Raw genomic sequence first — 19,178 nt, 5'->3', positions numbered from 1 at the left:
AAGACAATGAGTAATGCGGGTGCATCCCTTGCAACCTGTTATGGCCCGGTGAGCGCCCACATGATGTCAAAGGCGGAAAATATCCGCCTGCTGATCCTCGATGTGGATGGTGTGCTCTCCGACGGTCTGATTTATATGGGCAATAACGGCGAAGAGCTGAAAGCCTTTAACGTTCGCGACGGTTACGGTATCCGCTGTGCGCTCACGTCCGGTATTGAAGTTGCAATCATCACCGGGCGGAAAGCTAAACTGGTAGAAGATCGGTGTGAAACGCTGGGCATTACGCATCTCTATCAGGGACAGTCTGATAAGATGGTAGCCTTCCGGGATTTGCTGGGAAAACTGGCCATTGCGCCAGAGAATGTGGCATACGTCGGGGATGATTTGATCGACTGGCCAGTCATGGCGGAGGTGGGTCTGAGCATCGCCGTGGCTGACGCGCACCCGCTGCTGATCCCGCGTGCTGATTACGTTACCCATATTCACGGTGGCCGTGGCGCCGTCCGTGAAGTCTGCGATCTGCTTCTGCTGGCGCAGGGCAAGCTTGATGAGGCGAAAGGGCAATCGATATGAGTAAAACCAGACGTTGGGTTATCATTCTGCTTGCGCTTGTCGCCCTGGTACTGATTGGCGTAAATCTCGCTGACCGCGATGATACGCAAGCGGAAGTGGTTAACACGAGCGACCCGACCTATAAAAGCGATCACAGCGACACCGTGGTCTATAGCCCGGAAGGTGCGCTGAACTATCGCCTCGTTGCTCAGCATGTAGAATATTTTTCAGATGACGGCACCTCGTGGTTTACCCAGCCGGTCCTGACCACCTTTGATACGGACAAAGTGCCGACGTGGTCAATCAAGTCTGACCGGGCAAAACTGACAAATGACCGTATGCTTTACCTGTATGGTCACGTTGAAGTCAACGCCCTGACCGCTGACGCGCAACTGCGAAAAATTACGACGGATAACGCCCAGATCAACCTGGTCACCCAGGATGTCACGTCGCAGGATTTAGTCACCCTGTATGGCACAACATTTAATTCCAGCGGTTTAAGAATGCGCGGGAACTTACGCAGCAAAAACGCCGAGCTGATTGAAAAGGTTAGAACCTCCTATGAAATTCAAAACAAACAAACTCAGCCTTAAAGTTGTTATCGCCAGCGCGCTGCTGGCGGCCAGTCTTCCCGCGCTTGCTGTGACTGGCGACACCGAACAGCCGATTCATATTGAATCCGATACCCAGTCTCTGGATATGCAGGGTAACGTCGTCACCTTTACCGGCAACGTCGTTGTGACCCAGGGCACCATCAAAATCAACGCCGACAAAGTGGTCGTTACCCGTCCGGGCGGCGAGCAGGGGAAAGAGATTATCGATGGTTATGGCAACCCGGCCACCTTCTACCAGATGCAGGACAACGGCAAGCCGGTGAAAGGCCATGCCTCGCATATGCACTATGAACTGGCGAAGGATCTGGTCATCCTGACCGGTAATGCTTACCTGGAACAGCTGGACAGCAATATCAAAGGCGACAAGATCACTTATCTGGTGAAAGAGCAGAAAATGCAGGCCTCCAGCGAAAAAGGCAAACGCGTCACGACCGTGCTTGTGCCTTCGCAGTTGCAGGACAAGAACAACGGTCAGGCTCCGGCAAAGAAAAAGAGTAACTAATTCGTTATGGCAACTTTAACTGCAAAAAACCTCGCGAAAGCGTATAAGGGCCGCCGCGTCGTCGAAGATGTCAGTCTGACCGTCAACTCCGGCGAAATCGTGGGTTTGCTTGGCCCTAACGGCGCGGGTAAAACTACGACCTTCTACATGGTAGTGGGCATCGTCCCACGTGACGCCGGCAACATCATTATCGATGATGAAGATATCAGCCTGCTGCCGCTGCATGCCCGCGCGCGTCGTGGCATCGGCTATCTGCCGCAGGAAGCGTCTATCTTCCGCCGCTTAAGCGTGTTCGACAACCTGATGGCCGTGCTCCAGATCCGTGACGATCTGACCAGCGAGCAGCGCACTGACCGTGCGAACGAGCTGATGGAAGAGTTTCATATTGAACATCTTCGCGACAGCCTCGGTCAGGCGCTGTCCGGTGGTGAACGCCGCCGCGTTGAGATTGCGCGCGCGCTGGCAGCAAACCCGAAATTTATCCTGCTGGATGAACCGTTTGCGGGCGTTGACCCCATCTCCGTTATCGATATCAAACGTATCATTGAACACCTGCGCGACAGCGGGCTTGGCGTACTGATCACGGACCACAACGTTCGTGAAACGCTGGCGGTGTGTGAGCGCGCCTACATAGTGAGCCAGGGCCATCTGATTGCCCACGGTACGCCGCAGCAAATCCTCGAGGATGAGCATGTTAAGCGCGTGTACCTTGGGGAAGACTTCAGACTCTGATAGGGTAGAGGTTAAGTCACGCCGAACCGGAGAAAAACGCTCTGAACATGAAGCAAGGTTTGCAATTACGGCTCAGCCAGCAACTGGCCATGACGCCGCAGCTCCAGCAGGCAATCCGTCTGTTGCAGCTGTCCACGTTAGAACTCCAGCAGGAGCTCCAGCAGGCGCTGGACAGCAATCCGCTGCTGGAGCAGACCGATCTTCATGACGAGGTAGACGCCCAGCAGACGCAGGACACAGAAACGCTCGACTCCGTAGATGCACTCGAACAGAAAGAGATGCCGGACGAACTGCCGCTGGATGCCAGCTGGGATGAAATCTACACCGCGGGTACCCCTTCCGGGACGCGTGCAGACTACCAGGACGATGAACTCCCGGTCTACCAGGGCGAAACTACCCAATCGCTTCAGGACTACCTGATGTGGCAGGTGGAGCTGACGCCTTTCTCCGATACCGATCGCGCCATTGCCACCTCGATTGTCGATGCCGTTGACGACACGGGCTATTTGACCGTGACGCTGGACGAGATTCTTGAAAGCATCGGCGATGACGAGATTGAACTGGAAGAGATCGAAGCCGTCCTGAAACGCGTTCAGCGTTTCGACCCGATTGGCGTCGCCGCGAAAGATCTGCGTGACTGCCTTCTGATCCAGCTTTCGCAGTTTGCTAAAGAGACACCGTGGATTGACGAAGCCCGGCTCATCATCAGCGATCATCTGGATCTGCTGGCGAACCACGACTTCCGCACCCTGATGCGCGTCACGCGCCTGAAAGAAGAGGTGCTGAAGGAAGCGGTGAATCTGATCCAGTCGCTCGATCCGCGTCCGGGGCAGTCGATTCAGACCAGCGAACCGGAATATGTCATTCCCGATGTGCTGGTGAGAAAACACAATGGCCGCTGGGTCGTTGAACTGAACGCCGACAGCATTCCTCGCCTGCAAATCAACCAGCAATACGCCTCCATGTGCACCAGCGCCCGTAACGACGCTGATAATCAATACATTCGCAGCAACCTTCAGGAAGCACGCTGGTTGATTAAGAGTCTGGAGAGCCGTAATGACACGCTGCTGCGCGTCAGCCGCTGTATTGTCGAACAGCAGCAGGCATTCTTTGAGCAGGGCGAAGAGTTTATGAAACCGATGGTGCTGGCGGACATAGCCCAGGCCGTCGAGATGCATGAATCAACCATTTCCCGCGTGACCACGCAGAAGTATCTGCACAGCCCACGCGGTATTTTTGAGCTTAAGTATTTCTTCTCCAGCCACGTGAACACCGAAGGCGGCGGCGAAGCCTCGTCGACGGCCATTCGCGCACTGGTGAAGAAGTTGATCGCCGCGGAGAACCCCGCGAAGCCACTCAGTGACAGTAAGTTAACCACCATGCTGTCCGATCAGGGTATTATGGTGGCACGTCGTACTGTCGCGAAGTATCGAGAGTCTTTATCCATTCCGCCGTCTAACCAGCGTAAACAACTGGTTTGACACAACCGATAAGGAAGACACTATGCAGCTCAATATCACCGGACATAACGTCGAGATTACTGAGGCTTTACGCGATTTTGTAAACACTAAGTTTGCGAAACTCGAGCAGTATTTCGAGAGGATCAACCAGGTCTATGTTGTGTTGAAAGTGGAGAAAGTGACGCATATCTCGGATGCGACCCTGCACGTCAACGGAGGGGAACTCCATGCCAGTGCGGAAGGGCAAGACATGTACGCGGCTATCGACGGCTTGATTGATAAGCTTGCGAGACAGCTCAATAAACATAAAGATAAACTGAAACAACACTAATTGTCCGGGCAGTTAACGGGTGCAGGACGGCCTGTTGTGAAACACAACAGGCCATTTGTACAGTTAGCGCTTAGGTGAAATTATGATAAACAACGATTCCGCTCTTCAACTGAGCAATGTCCTTAACCAGGATTGTACCCGCAGTGGCGTTCACTGCCAGAGCAAAAAACGTGCGCTGGAAATCATCAGTGAGCTGGCCGCAAAACAGCTGGGTCTGCCGCCGCAGATCGTGTTTGAAGCCATTCTGACTCGTGAAAAAATGGGCAGTACCGGCATCGGCAATGGCATTGCGATCCCGCATGGCAAGCTGGAAGAAGATACGCTGCGTGCCGTGGGGGTGTTTGTGCAACTGGAAACGCCTATCGCTTTTGACGCCATTGATAACCAGCCTGTGGATCTGCTCTTCGCGCTGCTGGTTCCTGCCGATCAGACCAAGACCCACCTGCACACGCTGTCGCTGGTTGCCAAACGTCTGGCGGATAAAACCATTTGTCGTCGACTGCGCTCAGCCCAAAGTGATGAAGAGCTTTATCAAATTATCACTGAAGCAGAAGGCAATCAGGATGAGGCATAATCGGGAAAGGGCCTTCAGAACGGCTGCCCTGAGGAGAAACGGAACATGGTGCTGATGATCGTCAGCGGTCGTTCGGGGTCCGGGAAGTCCGTGGCCCTGCGCGCGCTGGAAGACATGGGATTTTACTGTGTAGATAACCTGCCGGTAGTGTTGTTACCCGATCTGGCGCGGACGCTGGCGGACAGGCAAATCTCTGCCGCCGTCAGTATTGACGTGCGTAACATGCCGGAATCGCCGGAAATCTTCGAGCAGGCAATGAACAGCCTGCCGGAATGCTTCTCGCCTCAGCTCTTGTTCCTGGACGCTGACCGCAACACGCTGATCCGCCGTTACAGCGATACACGTCGTTTGCATCCGCTCTCCAGTAAAAATCTTTCGCTGGAAAGCGCCATCGATAAAGAGAGCGATCTGCTTGAGCCGCTGCGTTCGCGGGCCGACCTGATTGTCGACACCTCTGAAATGTCCGTCCACGAGCTGGCGGAAATGCTGCGTACGCGCTTACTCGGCAAGCGCGAGCGTGAACTGACGATGGTGTTTGAATCCTTCGGCTTTAAGCACGGCATACCTATCGATGCGGATTACGTTTTTGATGTGCGTTTCCTGCCGAACCCGCACTGGGATCCGAAACTGCGTCCGATGACCGGTCTGGATAAGCCGGTGGCGGCGTTCCTCGACCGACACACAGAAGTACACAATTTTATCTACCAGACGCGAAGCTACCTTGAGCTATGGTTACCTATGCTGGAAACAAACAATCGCAGCTACCTGACGGTGGCGATTGGCTGTACCGGCGGTAAACATCGTTCGGTCTATATTGCCGAACAGCTGGCCGATTACTTCCGCTCACGCGGAAAGAACGTTCAGTCCCGTCATCGCACGCTGGAAAAACGCAAAACATGACCGTAAAACAGACCGTCGAAATCACCAATAAGCTGGGCATGCATGCGCGCCCGGCGATGAAGCTGTTTGAGCTGATGCAGGGTTTTGATGCTGAGGTGCTGCTGCGCAACGACGAGGGAACCGAGGCAGAAGCCAATAGCGTGATCGCCCTGCTGATGCTGGATTCTGCCAAAGGCCGCCAGATTGAAGTTGAAGCCACCGGCCCGCAGGAAGAAGAAGCGCTGGCGGCAGTGATTGCCCTGTTTAACGCCGGGTTTGACGAAGACTAACGTTCGCCATGTCGGCGGGTAGCGCTGCGCTTACCCGCCTTACATAAGATTATTTCGCTCCATAAACCCTTCCCCACCCAACTGACGCATCTGGCGCATAATCCACGCCTGGCGGCTTCGCACGTAGCCTGACGGGGTGCTGGCCTTAAAACGCAGCGGGTTCGGCAGCACGGCGGCAAGGAGTGCCGCTTCGGACATAGTCAACCTGCTCGCGGGCTTGCCAAAATAGCGCTGCGATGCTGCTTCGACGCCAAACACGCCGTCACCAAACTCCGCGATATTCAGGTAGACGGTCAAAATGCGTTTTTTGCTCCACACCGTCTCGACGCCCAGCGTCAGCCCGGCCTCCAGCCCTTTTCTTACCCAGCTGCGACCGTCCCATAAGAACAGATTTTTTACCGTCTGCTGAGAAAGCGTCGACGCGCCGCGGACGCGGTTTTCATGACGTTCATTATGATCCAGCGCCTTCTCGATAGCCGCCACGTCAAAACCCCAGTGCTCCGGGAATTTCTGATCTTCTGCCGCAATGACCGCCAGCCCCATCCACGGGGAGATTTCATCCATGCCGACCCAGTCTGAGTGGGCAACATAGCCAAAATCACCCGAGAGCCAGGCGCTAATCTGCCGCTCTGCCATCACGGCGGAGAACGGGACGGGCAGGATGCTGAACAGCGCAATGCCTCCGCCCCAAAAAACGGCCAGGACCAGCACAATACGCAGCAGGATCCGTTTTAACCACCCGCCAGGGGATAATTTACGACTCATTCGGTAAGAACCAGCACTCTGTCCACCAGCTTTTCAATGCCTGCGGCAGCCTCAGCGATATTCTGCGCCAGCATATACGCCGGCGTGGTGATGATTTTGTTGTCCTCATCCACCACAATGTCGTCGACCGGGCATGGCACGTGCTCGCCGCCCATATCCTCGATAATTTCAGCGGTATCAATGTCGGTTCCGATCGTGAGCCGCAGCGGGAAATCAAAAATTTTCGGCAGCATGGCTGGCGCAATGCAGATAAAGCCCTGCGGCTTACCTGCCGCATGCATCGCCAGCGATAGCGCTTTCAAATCGGGATCGACATGGCACGCCGCGCCTTCTGTTGCAAACGTGCTCAGGTTTTTTGCCGCGCCAAAGCCGCCCGGCACGATGAGCGCATCAAGTTCAGCGGCATCGGCCTGTGCCAGCGGATGAATATCTCCACGCACAATACGTGCTGCTTCAATCAGCACGTTACGGCTTTCCGCCATTGGCTCGCCGGTAAGATGATTCATTACGTCTGCTTGAGTTTTATCCGGCGCGAAGCAGATAACGTCTGCCCCCTGCCGCGATAATGCCAGCAGCGTTAATACGGTTTCGTGTATCTCTGAACCATCGTAAACGCCACATCCGCTCAGCACGACACCCACTTTCTTCATTCTGACGATCCTTCTAAGCAACTCGCTGAAGCACATTAAAAATTCTGATTAAAACGCTATGCTTCACACATTTCACTGATTCATGTAACAAACTGTTTAAGATTTGCTATCTTATCTGCGTGCGGCCTCAATTTTCAGGCGGCGTCCATGCGAAAACAACCCACAAAAATCAGGCGCAGCCACGATTTCCCTGGTGTTGGCGCAGTATTCGCGCACCCCGGTATAGCCGGGGTCATTTTTTTCTGGCATCTACCCAGGCTTTCAGCACTGCCACATCGTTTTGCCACTCCTGTTTCATCTCTTCGACCCAATCACCTACATTATCTTCCCAGGCAGGTAAATCAGGCGACTGAATCTGTTGGCCCAGTTGCTGGAGATGACGTAACCCGACCGATCCTGCCGCGCCTTTGATTTTATGTCCCTCTTCGACGATGCCCTTCTGGTCACGCGCCGTCAGGTTGGATTCGAGCACGTTCAGATAGCCCGGCATCATTTTTTCGAACACGGCCAGGCCATCGGTGATCAGTTTTGGTCCTACCAGATCGATATACTGCTCCAGCATGGCGGTATCCAGTATCGTTTGGGCTTTGGCGCTATCAACAGACGTCATGGTGCTCTCCTCTTCATCACAGGTATCCCAGAACTTCTTGATCATCGCCGTCAGGGCAGGTACCGCCAGCGGCTTGCTGAGCACATCGTCCATTCCGGCCTCGAGGTACTCTTTTTTATCTTTCAGCACGTTTGCGGTCAACGCCACCAGCGGCGGCAGCTCGTCAGGAGCATATTTGCGCGTCAGCTCGCGGGAGATATCCAGTCCGGTCATGTCCGGTAGCTGAATATCGAGCAGCACCAGGTCGTACTCGCCCGGCGTGAACATCTCCAGCGCGGCTTTGCCGGTCATCGCCACATCCACGCTGTTACCGAGTTTTTCCAGTACCGACCGGGCGACAATGACGTTCAGCTCAATATCTTCCACCAGCAGGACGTGCAGGGCTGGCAGCGGCATATCATCGTTCTCAAACGTATCTTCCACCTCTTCCGCTACGGCAGGCGCATGGACGGTAAGCGTAAAGGTGGAGCCTTTACCCGGCTGGCTGGCAACGGTGATATCCCCGCCCATACTTTTCGCCAGACGTTTCGACACCGCCAGGCCAATGCCCGTACCGGTCGCCGGTTTACCGCCGTGGCTGTCTTTAACCTGATAATACATGGCGAAGATCTTATCCTGCTCTTCCTGAGGAATGCCGATACCCGAGTCCTCAACTTCAAAGTGCAGCATGTCGCCTTCGTCATAGCGAATGCGCACCGCAACCTGCCCCTTCTGGGTAAACTTCACGGCATTGCTGATGAGGTTCCACAGGATCTGCCGCAGCCGCGTGCCGTCCGTCACCACTTTATGCGGCAGCGGCAGCGTCGGCTCCATCACAAAGCTCAACCCTTTTTGCTGGGCCTGCAAACCTGACAGGTTCTCCAGGTCCGCGAGGAAGCCGGTAAAATCAACCGGCTGGTTGTCGAGCTGAACTTTACGGCGCTCCATCTTATCCATGTCGATAATATCATTGAAGATATTGCCCAGCGTGACCGCCGAGACGTGGATCGTTTTGAGGTATTTTTCCTGCTCGCTGGTCAGCTCGGTATCCAGCAGAATGCGGCTCAGCCCCACAATGCCATTCAGCGGGGTGCGCAGTTCATGGCTGATGGTGGAGATGAAGGTTGTTTTATCCCGGCTGGCGCGCTCCAGCGCATCCTGATAGCGCTTACGCTCAGTGATATCACGGCCAAAGCCCATCAGACCATGACGTTTACCCACCCGGTCGTAATAAGGTACTTTGCGGATCTCAAAGCAGGCTTTGCGCCCGTCGGGGTAGTCCAGCCACTGCTCATAGGTCAGCGAAACGTTATGGCGGAAGACCTTTTCATCCGTCTCCATCACTTTTGCTGCCGCCTCTTCGGAATAGACATCCTGAGGTTTCAGGTGTATCAGCTGTTTTTCGCTTTTCCCGGTCAACAGTTCCATGGCCCGGTTACAGCCGGAGAACTCTTTATCTTCATTACGGTAGAACACCAGATCCGGCGACGCATCGAGGAACGAGCGCAGGAAAGAGGATTGCTGTTCAAGCTGGATCTGCGTGACTTCACGCTCTTTCATCTCAATTTTCAGCTGCTCAAGCGTGGTCTGACGCTCGGCTTCCGCCTTCTCACGGTCTGAAATTTCCTGATTCAGCTGGGCAATGTTGTCCTTGAGCTGAACGTTGAGTTTAAGATCGCGCTCGCGCATCTCTTCCAGCTTATCCACCAGTTTCGATAAACGCTGTCGGGACTCTTCCAGCTGCTCAACCACCACGGAGAGGAAATAGACCGCCCATGGGGTGATCAGCAGGCCAAAGAAAATAGAGCGGATCACGTCGATGCTCTCGACCTGACCATGCAGAACCATGGTCACGGCCATTTGCACGACAATGGCCAGAACGACCAGCGCCAGCGCCAGCAGCATGGAAAAACGCACCAGCCCGAGCTTCATCATCAGGTCGACGTAGTACTGGGCCAGCATTCGAATTTGCTTCATAGAGGATCCCTTCACGACTTTATCGCTCAATAATACTCAAATTCACGGCGAGGCGTTGAAGGTTGTGAGAAAAAGTGCGGGGTGAAACAGGAGATTAGCCTCGCCCCCGGGCTAGCGGGAGCGAGGAAGACGTTTTATCAGGAGCGTTTTAGCAGCATCCAGAGGCTGATCAGGAAGAAACTGGCGCTCGGCAACAGCGCGCCGATAATTGGCGGAATGCCATACACCAGTGTCAGTGGACCGAAAATCTGATCGAGGACGTAGAACACGAAACCAAAGCTGATACCAGTTACCACGCGAACCCCCATCGGCACGCTACGCAGCGGTCCAAAGATGAACGACAGCGCCATTAGCATCATCACCGCCACGGACAGTGGCTGGAAGATTTTGCTCCACATGTTGAGCTGGTAACGCCCCGCATCCTGTCCGCTCGATTTCAGATACTTCACGTAGTTATGCAGACCGCTGATGGAGAGCGCATCGGGATCGAGCGCTACCACGCCAAGCTTGTCCGGCGTCAGGTTGGTTTTCCAGGTACCGCTTACGGTCTGCGAACCGGTGATCTGTTTCGGGTTCGTCAGGTCAGATTCATCAACCTGGGATAACCGCCACAGCTTGTTGTTCGCATCAAATTTAGCGGAGGCGGCATAACGCACCGACTGCAAACGACGATCGTTGTTGAAGGCGTAGATGCTCACGCCGCCCAGTTCATCGTCCCCTTTCACGCGTTCGATATAGACGAAGTTCTGACCATCTTTCGCCCATAACCCCTGCTGCGTGGAGAGCAGCGAACCACCGTACATAGCCTGAGCACGGTAGTTACGCGCCATCTGTTCGCCCTGCGGCGCGACCCATTCGCCAATCGCCATGGTCAACAGCACCAGCGGGATCGCGGTTTTCATTACCGACAGCGCAACCTGCATACGGGTAAAGCCAGATGCCTGCATCACCACCAGCTCGCTACGCTGAGCCAGCATCCCCAGGCCCAGCAACGCCCCCAGCAGGGCCGCCATCGGGAAGAAGATCTGCACATCTTTTGGTACGCTGAGCAGGGTGTACATCCCGGCACCCAACGCGTCGTAACTCCCCTGCCCGGCTTTTTTCAGCTGGTCGACAAATTTGATAATGCCCGAGAGCGACACCAGCATGAACAGGGTCATCATGATGGTGGTGAAAATCGTTTTACCGATATAGCGGTCAAGTACGCCAAACGCCTGCATTAGATGGCTCCTTTACGCGTAAACCGGGCACGAAGACGACGCACAGGCACCGTGTCCCACAAGTTGAGTCCGACTGCCAGCAGCAGATACAAACCATTCACGACCCAGGTCCAGATCATCGGGTCAATTTTTCCTTTCCCGCCGTTAGACTTGATTGAGGTTTGCAGCAGGAAGAACACCAGATACAGCAGCATCGCTGGCAGCATCGACAGCACGCGGCCCTGGCGCGGGTTCACCACACTCAGCGGAACCACCATCAGCGCCATCATAAATACGGTGAATACCAGCGTGATACGCCAGTGCAGTTCAGCACGCGCACGATCGGTATCGGTATTCATTAAGGTGCGCATATCCATCTGCTCAGTATCCGTTGGATCGAGCGCGACGGCCTGATGACCAATGATGGCCTGGTAGTTCTGGAAATCGGTAATACGGAAGTCGCGCAGCATAGCCGTGCCTTCGAAACGCGTTCCTTTGTTCAGCGTGACAACCTGAGAGCCGTCTTTACGCTGAGACAGCTGACCGGAGTCCGCCACCACCACAGAAGGCCGAGCGTTACCTTTCGGGCGCAGTTGAGCAAGAAACACGTCATTGAAGCGGTTGCCATCGACGCTTTCGATAAACAGCACGGAGTTACCGTCGGTCGCCTGCTGGAACTGCCCCTGCGCCAGCGCCGCCAGCCCCGGGTTAGCTTTTGCTTCCGCCAGCACCTCATCCTGATGACGAGAGGAGGTCGGCCCCGCCCACATGACGTTAACCGCGGCAACAATGCCCGTAAACAGTGCCAGCACCATGGCTGCTTTTACCAGTACGGCTTTACTGAGGCCGCAGGCATGCATCACGGTGATTTCACTTTCGGTATAGAGCTTACCCAGGGTCATCAGCAGACCAAGGAACAGGCTTAACGGCAGGATAAGCTGCGCCATTTCCGGCACGCCAAGCCCGAGCAGGGAAAGCACCAGATTCGTTGGGATTTCGCCATCAACCGCCGCGCCGAGGATCCTGACCAGCTTCTGACAGAAAAAGATCAGAAGGAGGATAAAGAGGATCGCCAGTTGGCTCTTCAGCGTCTCCCGAACCAGATATCTTATGATTATCACTTTAAATACGCCCGTTAAAACTCGTCTTATGCAGGAATTTAGCTTGTTTCATGGCTTAAACGTCATTTATTCTCTTGAGTCGTCGAAATCATCGCTAAGATTAAAAAACCCGGCGGATTCGCGCTTCATGACATTTATTGACGTGTCGAAACCGTAGTAACGTAAGATTAACACGAAGTCACCACAACGGCGGACATGAGTTACGAAAGGTTTCAATTCTATCCGTAGCCGCCGCCGTTGTCTTTAAGATTCAGGAGCGTAGTGCATGGAGTTCAGTGTAAAAAGCGGTAGCCCGGAGAAACAGCGGAGTGCCTGCATCGTTGTGGGCGTCTTTGAACCACGCCGACTCTCCCCGATCGCCGAGCAACTCGATAAAATCAGCGACGGCTATATCAGCGCCCTGCTGCGCCGTGGCGAACTGGAAGGCAAACCAGGGCAGACCTTGTTGCTGCACCATGTTCCGAACGTCCTGTCCGAGCGTATTCTGCTGATTGGCTGTGGTAAAGAACGTGAGCTTGATGAGCGCCAGTACAAGCAGGTTATTCAGAAAACCATTAATACACTGAATGATACTGGTTCGATGGAAGCCGTCTGCTTCCTGACGGAGCTGCACGTTAAGGGCCGCAACACGTACTGGAAGGTGCGCCAGGCCGTCGAAACCGCAAAAGAGAGCCTCTACAGCTTTGATCAGCTGAAGACCACCAAAAGCGAGCCGCGTCGCCCGCTGCGTAAAATGGTCTTTAACGTGCCAACCCGTCGCGAGCTGACCAGCGGCGAGCGCGCCATTCAGCACGGTCTGGCCATTGCCGCCGGTATCAAAGCGGCAAAAGATCTTGGCAATATGCCGCCAAACATCTGTAACGCCGCGTACCTGGCGTCTCAGGCGCGCCAGCTGGCTGACGCCTACAGCAAGAACGTTATCACCCGCGTTATCGGCGAACAGCAGATGAAAGAGCTGGGGATGCACTCTTATCTGGCGGTCGGTAACGGCTCCCAGAACGAATCCCTGATGTCAGTCATTGAGTACAAGGGCAATCCGTCTGAAGATGCGCGTCCGATCGTGCTCGTCGGTAAAGGGCTGACCTTCGACTCAGGCGGTATCTCCATCAAGCCTTCAGAAGGCATGGATGAGATGAAGTACGACATGTGCGGCGCGGCGGCGGTTTACGGCGTTATGCGCATGGTCGCGGAACTTCAGTTGCCCATCAACGTGATCGGCGTGCTGGCGGGCTGCGAAAACATGCCTGGCGGCCGCGCTTATCGTCCTGGTGATGTGCTGACCACCATGTCCGGCCAGACCGTTGAGGTGCTGAACACCGACGCCGAAGGCCGTCTGGTACTGTGCGACGTGCTGACCTACGTTGAGCGTTTCGAACCTGAAGCGGTGATTGACGTGGCTACACTGACCGGCGCCTGCGTGATTGCGCTGGGGCATCACATCACCGGCCTGATGTCGAACCACAACCCGCTGGCGCATGAACTGATCGGCGCGTCCGAACAGGCCGGCGACCGCGCGTGGCGTCTGCCGCTGGGGGACGAGTTCCAGGAACAACTGGAGTCTAACTTCGCAGACATGGCAAACATCGGCGGTCGTCCTGGCGGGGCGATTACCGCGGGCTGCTTCCTGGCGCGCTTTACCCGCAAGTACAACTGGGCGCACCTGGACATCGCGGGGACCGCATGGCGCTCCGGTAAAGCCAAAGGCGCGACCGGACGTCCGGTGGCGCTGCTGTCGCAGTTCCTGCTCAATCGTGCGGGTTTTAACGGCGACGAGTAATGATAAACGCCGGGTGGCGCTACGCTTACCCGGCTTTGCATTTAAATCCACGACAAGAAACCCCATATATGAAGAATGCAACGTTCTACCTTCTGGACAATGACACCCATCAGGATGGCCTCAGCGCCGTTGAACAGCTGGTGTGTGAAATTGCCGCAGAACGTTGGCGCGCAGGTAAACGCGTCCTGATTGCCTGTGAAGATGAGCAGCAAGCGATTCGCCTGGATGAAGCGCTATGGGCGCGCCCGCCGGAGAGTTTTGTTCCGCATAACCTGTCGGGCGAAGGTCCACGCGGCGGGGCACCGGTGGAGATTGCCTGGCCGCAAAAACGCAACAGCAGCGCGCGCGACATTCTCATTAGCCTGCGGACAGACTTTGCAGATTTTGCCACCGCTTTCACAGAAGTGGTAGACTTTGTCCCTTACGAAGAATCTTTGAAACAACTGGCGCGCGAACGCTACAAAGCGTACCGCCTGGCCGGTTTTAACCTGAATACGGCAACCTGGAAATAATGGAAAAGACATATAACCCACGCGATATCGAACAGCCGCTTTACGAGCACTGGGAACAGCAGGGCTATTTCAAGCCTAACGGCGACGAAAGCAAAGAGTCCTTCTGCATCATGATCCCGCCGCCGAACGTCACCGGCAGTTTGCATATGGGGCATGCTTTCCAGCAGACCATCATGGACACCATGATCCGCTACCAGCGCATGCAGGGCAAAAACACCCTGTGGCAGGCGGGGACTGACCACGCGGGTATCGCGACCCAGATGGTGGTTGAGCGTAAAATTGCCGCTGAAGAGGGTAAAACCCGCCACGACTACGGTCGCGACGCGTTCATCGACAAAATCTGGCAGTGGAAGGCAGAATCCGGCGGCACCATTACCCGTCAGATGCGCCGCCTCGGCAACTCCGTGGACTGGGAGCGCGAGCGCTTCACCATGGACGAAGGCCTGTCCAACGCCGTGAAAGAAGTCTTCGTCCGTCTGTACAAAGAAGACCTGATTTACCGCGGCAAACGCCTGGTCAACTGGGACCCGAAACTGCGTACCGCCATCTCTGACCTGGAAGTGGAAAACCGCGAGTCTAAAGGCTCCATGTGGCACATCCGCTATCCGCTGGCAGACGGTGCAAAAACCGCAGACGGCAAAGATTATCTGGTGGTGGCGACCACCCGTCCGGAAACCCTGCTGGGCGATACCGGCGTGGCCGTTAACCCGGAAGATCCGCGTTATAAAGATTTGATCGGCAAATTCGTGGTGCTGCCGCTGGTGAACCGCCGTATTCCGATTGTGGGCGACGAACACGCCGACATGGAAAAAGGCACCGGCTGCGTGAAAATCACCCCAGCGCATGACTTCAACGACTATGAAGTCGGTCGTCGTCATCAACTTCCGATGATCAACATTCTGACCTTCGACGGCGATATCCGCGAAAGCGCAGAAGTGTATGACACCAAAGGCAACGAGTCCGACGTTTATTCCAGCGACATCCCGGCTGAGTTCCAGAAGCTGGAGCGCTTTGCCGCGCGTAAAGCCATCGTAGCCGCCGTTGACGCGCTCGGCCTGCTGGAAGAGATTAAGCCTCACGATCTGACCGTGCCGTACGGCGACCGTGGCGGCGTAGTTATCGAGCCAATGCTGACCGACCAGTGGTACGTGCGTGCCGACGTGCTGGCGAAACCGGCTGTGGAAGCGGTTGAGAACGGCAGCATTCAGTTCGTGCCGAAGCAGTACGAAAACATGTACTTCTCCTGGATGCGCGATATTCAGGACTGGTGTATTTCCCGTCAGCTGTGGTGGGGTCACCGTATCCCGGCGTGGTACGACAACGAAGGCAATGTCTACGTTGGCCGCACCGAAGAGGAAGTGCGTCAGGAAAACAACCTGGGCGCTGACATTGCCCTGCGCCAGGATGAAGACGTGCTGGATACCTGGTTCTCCTCCGCGCTCTGGACCTTCTCTACCCTCGGCTGGCCGGAAAACACCGACGCGCTGCGTCAGTTCCACCCAACCAGCGTGATGGTCTCCGGCTTCGACATCATCTTCTTCTGGATCGCCCGCATGATCATGATGACCATGCACTTCATCAAAGACGAAGACGGCAAGCCGCAGGTTCCGTTCCATACCGTTTACATGACCGGCCTGATCCGCGACGACGAAGGCCAGAAGATGTCCAAATCCAAGGGTAACGTTATCGACCCGCTGGATATGGTAGACGGTATCTCTCTGGAAGAGCTGCTGGAAAAACGTACCGGCAATATGATGCAGCCGCAGCTGGCGGAGAAAATCCGCAAGCGTACCGAGAAGCAGTTCCCGAACGGGATCGAATCTCACGGTACCGACGCCCTGCGCTTCACCCTGGCGGCGCTGGCCTCCACCGGCCGTGACATCAACTGGGATATGAAGCGTCTGGAAGGTTACCGTAACTTCTGTAACAAGCTGTGGAACGCCAGCCGCTTCGTGCTGATGAACACCGAAGATCAGGATTGCGGCTTTAACGGCGGCGAAATGACCCTGTCTCTGGCAGACCGCTGGATCCTGGCGGAATTTAACCAGACGGTTAAAGCATTCCGCGACGCGCTGGACAGCTACCGCTTCGACATCGCGGCAGGCATCCTGTACGAATTCACCTGGAACCAGTTCTGCGACTGGTACCTGGAGCTGGCGAAGCCGGTCATGAACGGTGGTTCTGAAGCGGAACTGCGCGGCACGCGTAATACGTTGATTACCGTTCTGGAAGGTCTGCTGCGCCTTGCGCACCCGATCATTCCATTCATCACCGAAACCATCTGGCAGCGCGTGAAGGTGATTGCCGGTATTAATGCCGATACCATCATGCTCCAGCCGTTCCCGGCATTCGATGCCGCGAAAGTGGATGAAGCCGCGTCTGCGGATACCGAGTGGCTGAAACAGGCGATCGTTGCGGTACGTAACATCCGCGCGGAAATGAACATCTCTCCGGGTAAACCACTGGAGCTGCTGCTGCGCGGTTGCAGCGAAGCTGCCGTTCGTCGCGTCACCGAGAACAACACATTCCTGAAAACCATGGCGCGTCTGGAAAGCATCACCGTGCTGCCTGCCGATGACAAAGGTCCGGTTTCCGTGACCAAAATCATCGACGGCGCGGAGCTGCTGATCCCGATGGCGGGCCTGATCGACAAAGACGCGGAGCTGGCGCGTCTGGCGAAAGAAGTGGCGAAAGTCGACGTGGAAATTGGCAAAATCGAAAGCAAACTGGCGAACGAGGGCTTTGTGGCCCGCGCGCCGGAAGCGGTCATCGCCAAAGAGCGTGAGCGTCTGGTTGCCTTCGCCGATGCGAAGACCAAACTGATCGAGCAGCAGGCGGTTATCGCAGCCCTGTAATGCTTTTACCCCTTACGCTTCAGGGCGTAAGGGGTATCCTTCCTGAAAACTCCTCGCTTGCACTCCCCTTTCTGCGGTGCTATTAACAGCAGTTGTGTGTCAATTTTTGTCATGAGTAATGCTATGAGCGTGATTACCCCCGTCGCGACGACAATGCGTCGGATCACTGAGCAGGACAACCCGGCTATCGCCGCCGTTATCCGCACGGTTTCTGCCGAATATGGCCTGACCGCCGACAAAGGCTACACCGTGGCCGACCCCAATCTGGACGAACTTTTTCAGCTGTACAGCCAGCCGGGTCATGCCTACTGGGTCATTGAACAGGACGGCCAGGTCGTGGGCGGCGGCGGCATTGCCCCACTGCTTTGCAGCGAGCCGGATATCTGTGAACTTCAGAAAATGTATTTCCTGCCAACGATACGCGGACAAGGCCTGGCGAAAAAGCTGGCGCTGGTCGCCCTGGAACATGCACGCTCACAGGGCTTTAAACGTTGCTACCTCGAAACCACCGCTTTCCTTAAAGAGGCCATTGGCCTGTATGAGCATCTGGGCTTTGAGCATATCGATGCGCCACTGGGCTGCACGGGCCACGTGGACTGCGAAGTCAGGATGCTGAAAAGTCTGTAAGTTTCGTTCCTGCCGTCTTCTGTTAAGCGTCTGTAAACTGAATGCTCTACACTCACAGTTCACACCAAAACAGGGGAAACGCGATGTCGAAGATAAAAAGCTACGCCGCACCGCAGGCGGGTGCAGAACTTGAGCTGTACGAGTACGATGCGGGCGAACTAAAAGCGGAAGACGTCGAAGTACAGGTTGATTACTGCGGGATCTGCCACTCGGATCTCTCGATGATCGACAATGAATGGGGCTTTTCCAGCTATCCGCTGGTTGCCGGGCACGAAGTCATTGGCCGCGTCGTGGCGCTCGGCAGCGCCGCGCAGGACAAAGGGCTGAAAGTGGGCCAGCGCGTGGGTATCGGCTGGACGGCACGCAGCTGCGGTCACTGCGATGCCTGTATAAGCGGCAACCAGATCAACTGCCTTGAGGGCGCAACGCCGACCATCCTTAACAAGGGCGGTTTCGCCGATAAGCTGCGCGCCGACTGGCAATGGGTTATCCCGCTGCCGGACAGCATTGATATCGAATCCGCCGGTCCGCTGCTGTGTGGCGGCATCACCGTCTTTAAGCCCCTGCTGATGCATCACATCACCGCCACCAGCCGCGTGGGCGTGATCGGTATTGGCGGGCTGGGGCATATTGCCATCAAGCTGCTGCACGCGATGGGCTGTGAAGTCACGGCGTTCAGCTCTAACCCGGCGAAAGAGCAGGAAGTGCTGGCCATGGGTGCGGATAAAGTGGTGAACAGTCGCGACCCGCAGGCGCTCACCGCCCTGGCAGGCCAGTTTGACCTGATCATCAACACGGTAAACGTCGATCTCGACTGGCAGCCGTACTTTGAAGCGCTGGCCTACGGCGGTAACTTCCACACCGTGGGTGCGGTGATGAAGCCGCTGCCGGTTCCGGCGTTTACCCTGATCGGCGGGGATCGCAGCGTGTCAGGCTCCGCGACCGGTACACCGTACGAGCTGCGCAAGCTGATGAAGTTTGCCGGACGCACAAAAGTGGCACCCACCACCGAGCTGTACCCGATGTCAAAAATCAACGAAGCGATCCAGCACGTGCGCGACGGCAAAGCCCGCTACCGCGTGGTGTTGAAAGCGGATTTTTGATGTGACATTGCCGGGGAATGTGCGGCCTGATGCCCTCACCCCAACCCTCTCCCTCAAGGGAGAGGGGGC

The 19,178-nt window shown here is 55.8% G+C and carries 19 protein-coding genes; 14 read left to right on the top strand and 5 right to left on the bottom strand.

Translation table 11 applies throughout. The features are described from left to right. The first annotated feature begins 6 nt into the window (after positions 1 to 6). The 9 genes from kdsC to npr all read left to right on the top strand — a co-directional run bounded on the left by kdsC (position 7) and on the right by npr (position 5,934). The gene (gene kdsC / locus DD606_RS01045; protein WP_003861856.1) at positions 7 to 573 is read left to right on the top strand and encodes a 3-deoxy-manno-octulosonate-8-phosphatase KdsC; all 567 of its coding nucleotides are present in this window, start codon (positions 7 to 9) and stop codon (positions 571 to 573) included. Then, positions 570 to 1,145, top strand: coding sequence for an LPS export ABC transporter periplasmic protein LptC (lptC, locus tag DD606_RS01040; protein ID WP_059294315.1), 576 nt, complete (start codon positions 570 to 572; stop codon positions 1,143 to 1,145). The genes kdsC and lptC overlap by 4 nt, the downstream gene beginning before the upstream one ends. Next, the gene (lptA, locus tag DD606_RS01035; protein ID WP_003861860.1) at positions 1,114 to 1,668 is read left to right on the top strand and encodes a lipopolysaccharide ABC transporter substrate-binding protein LptA; all 555 of its coding nucleotides are present in this window, start codon (positions 1,114 to 1,116) and stop codon (positions 1,666 to 1,668) included. Before lptC ends, lptA begins: the two co-directional genes overlap by 32 nt. Positions 1,669 to 1,674: 6 nt before the next feature. Next, positions 1,675 to 2,400, top strand: a complete 726-nt coding sequence (gene lptB / locus DD606_RS01030) for an LPS export ABC transporter ATP-binding protein (RefSeq protein WP_003861862.1) — start codon at positions 1,675 to 1,677, stop codon at positions 2,398 to 2,400. A 47-nt stretch (positions 2,401 to 2,447) separates the two neighbouring features. Continuing rightward, positions 2,448 to 3,881, top strand: a complete 1,434-nt coding sequence (gene rpoN, locus DD606_RS01025; protein WP_003861864.1) for an RNA polymerase factor sigma-54 — start codon at positions 2,448 to 2,450, stop codon at positions 3,879 to 3,881. Positions 3,882 to 3,903: 22 nt separating this feature from the next. Further along, positions 3,904 to 4,191, top strand: coding sequence for a ribosome hibernation promoting factor (hpf, locus tag DD606_RS01020; RefSeq protein WP_003861866.1), 288 nt, complete (start codon positions 3,904 to 3,906; stop codon positions 4,189 to 4,191). An 82-nt stretch (positions 4,192 to 4,273) separates the two neighbouring features. Next, positions 4,274 to 4,765 carry a PTS IIA-like nitrogen regulatory protein PtsN gene (gene ptsN, locus DD606_RS01015; protein ID WP_003861869.1) on the top strand — a complete coding sequence of 164 codons (492 nt, stop codon included), beginning with the start codon at positions 4,274 to 4,276 and terminating at the stop codon, positions 4,763 to 4,765. Positions 4,766 to 4,810: 45 nt separating this feature from the next. Continuing rightward, on the top strand, positions 4,811 to 5,665 hold the full coding sequence (rapZ, locus tag DD606_RS01010; protein WP_003861870.1) for an RNase adapter RapZ: 855 nt from the start codon (positions 4,811 to 4,813) through the stop codon (positions 5,663 to 5,665). After that, positions 5,662 to 5,934 carry a PTS phosphocarrier protein NPr gene (gene npr, locus DD606_RS01005; RefSeq protein ID WP_003861872.1) on the top strand — a complete coding sequence of 91 codons (273 nt, stop codon included), beginning with the start codon at positions 5,662 to 5,664 and terminating at the stop codon, positions 5,932 to 5,934. The genes rapZ and npr overlap by 4 nt, the downstream gene beginning before the upstream one ends. A gap of 39 nt (positions 5,935 to 5,973) precedes the next feature. Here the strand turns inward: npr and mtgA are convergent, their stop codons facing one another. The 5 genes from mtgA to lptF all read right to left on the bottom strand — a co-directional run bounded on the left by mtgA (position 5,974) and on the right by lptF (position 12,235). Further along, complete coding sequence (gene mtgA, locus DD606_RS01000; RefSeq protein ID WP_003861874.1) at positions 5,974 to 6,699, bottom strand: monofunctional biosynthetic peptidoglycan transglycosylase; 726 nt, start codon at positions 6,697 to 6,699, stop codon at positions 5,974 to 5,976. After that, a complete protein-coding gene (gene elbB / locus DD606_RS00995) occupies positions 6,696 to 7,349 on the bottom strand; it encodes an isoprenoid biosynthesis glyoxalase ElbB (RefSeq protein ID WP_023314910.1) in 654 nt (217 codons plus the stop codon). Before elbB ends, mtgA begins: the two co-directional genes overlap by 4 nt. Before the next feature lie 232 nt (positions 7,350 to 7,581). Further along, entirely contained in the window at positions 7,582 to 9,915 is a 2,334-nt protein-coding gene (gene arcB, locus DD606_RS00990; RefSeq protein ID WP_000809803.1) for an aerobic respiration two-component sensor histidine kinase ArcB, read from the bottom strand. 137 nt (positions 9,916 to 10,052) lie between these two features. Continuing rightward, on the bottom strand, positions 10,053 to 11,135 hold the full coding sequence (gene lptG / locus DD606_RS00985; protein WP_001147540.1) for an LPS export ABC transporter permease LptG: 1,083 nt from the start codon (positions 11,133 to 11,135) through the stop codon (positions 10,053 to 10,055). After that, positions 11,135 to 12,235, bottom strand: coding sequence for an LPS export ABC transporter permease LptF (lptF, locus tag DD606_RS00980; protein WP_003861881.1), 1,101 nt, complete (start codon positions 12,233 to 12,235; stop codon positions 11,135 to 11,137). Before lptF ends, lptG begins: the two co-directional genes overlap by 1 nt. Positions 12,236 to 12,500: 265 nt before the next feature. Here lptF and pepA point away from each other — a divergent pair, with 265 nt between their 5' ends. The 5 genes from pepA (at position 12,501) to DD606_RS00955 (ending at position 19,109) form a co-directional block, all read left to right on the top strand. Next, the gene (gene pepA, locus DD606_RS00975; protein ID WP_003861882.1) at positions 12,501 to 14,012 is read left to right on the top strand and encodes a leucyl aminopeptidase; all 1,512 of its coding nucleotides are present in this window, start codon (positions 12,501 to 12,503) and stop codon (positions 14,010 to 14,012) included. Between the two features lie 68 nt (positions 14,013 to 14,080). Further along, the gene (gene holC / locus DD606_RS00970; protein WP_003861884.1) at positions 14,081 to 14,524 is read left to right on the top strand and encodes a DNA polymerase III subunit chi; all 444 of its coding nucleotides are present in this window, start codon (positions 14,081 to 14,083) and stop codon (positions 14,522 to 14,524) included. Further along, complete coding sequence (locus DD606_RS00965; protein ID WP_116290902.1) at positions 14,524 to 17,379, top strand: valine--tRNA ligase; 2,856 nt, start codon at positions 14,524 to 14,526, stop codon at positions 17,377 to 17,379. Before holC ends, DD606_RS00965 begins: the two co-directional genes overlap by 1 nt. A gap of 123 nt (positions 17,380 to 17,502) precedes the next feature. Next, positions 17,503 to 18,006 (top strand): GNAT family N-acetyltransferase, encoded by a 504-nt coding sequence (locus DD606_RS00960; RefSeq protein ID WP_003861887.1) that lies wholly within the window; start codon positions 17,503 to 17,505, stop codon positions 18,004 to 18,006. 83 nt (positions 18,007 to 18,089) lie between these two features. After that, positions 18,090 to 19,109 (top strand): NAD(P)-dependent alcohol dehydrogenase, encoded by a 1,020-nt coding sequence (locus DD606_RS00955; protein ID WP_003861889.1) that lies wholly within the window; start codon positions 18,090 to 18,092, stop codon positions 19,107 to 19,109. The last annotated feature ends 69 nt before the right edge of the window (positions 19,110 to 19,178 follow it).

This window comes from Enterobacter cloacae complex sp. GF14B (assembly GCF_004136805.1).
GTDB lineage: Bacteria > Pseudomonadota > Gammaproteobacteria > Enterobacterales > Enterobacteriaceae > Enterobacter > Enterobacter hormaechei_C.
The sequence above is the reverse complement of the archived record's forward strand: the minus strand, read 5'-3'. Positions and strand labels throughout refer to the sequence as shown.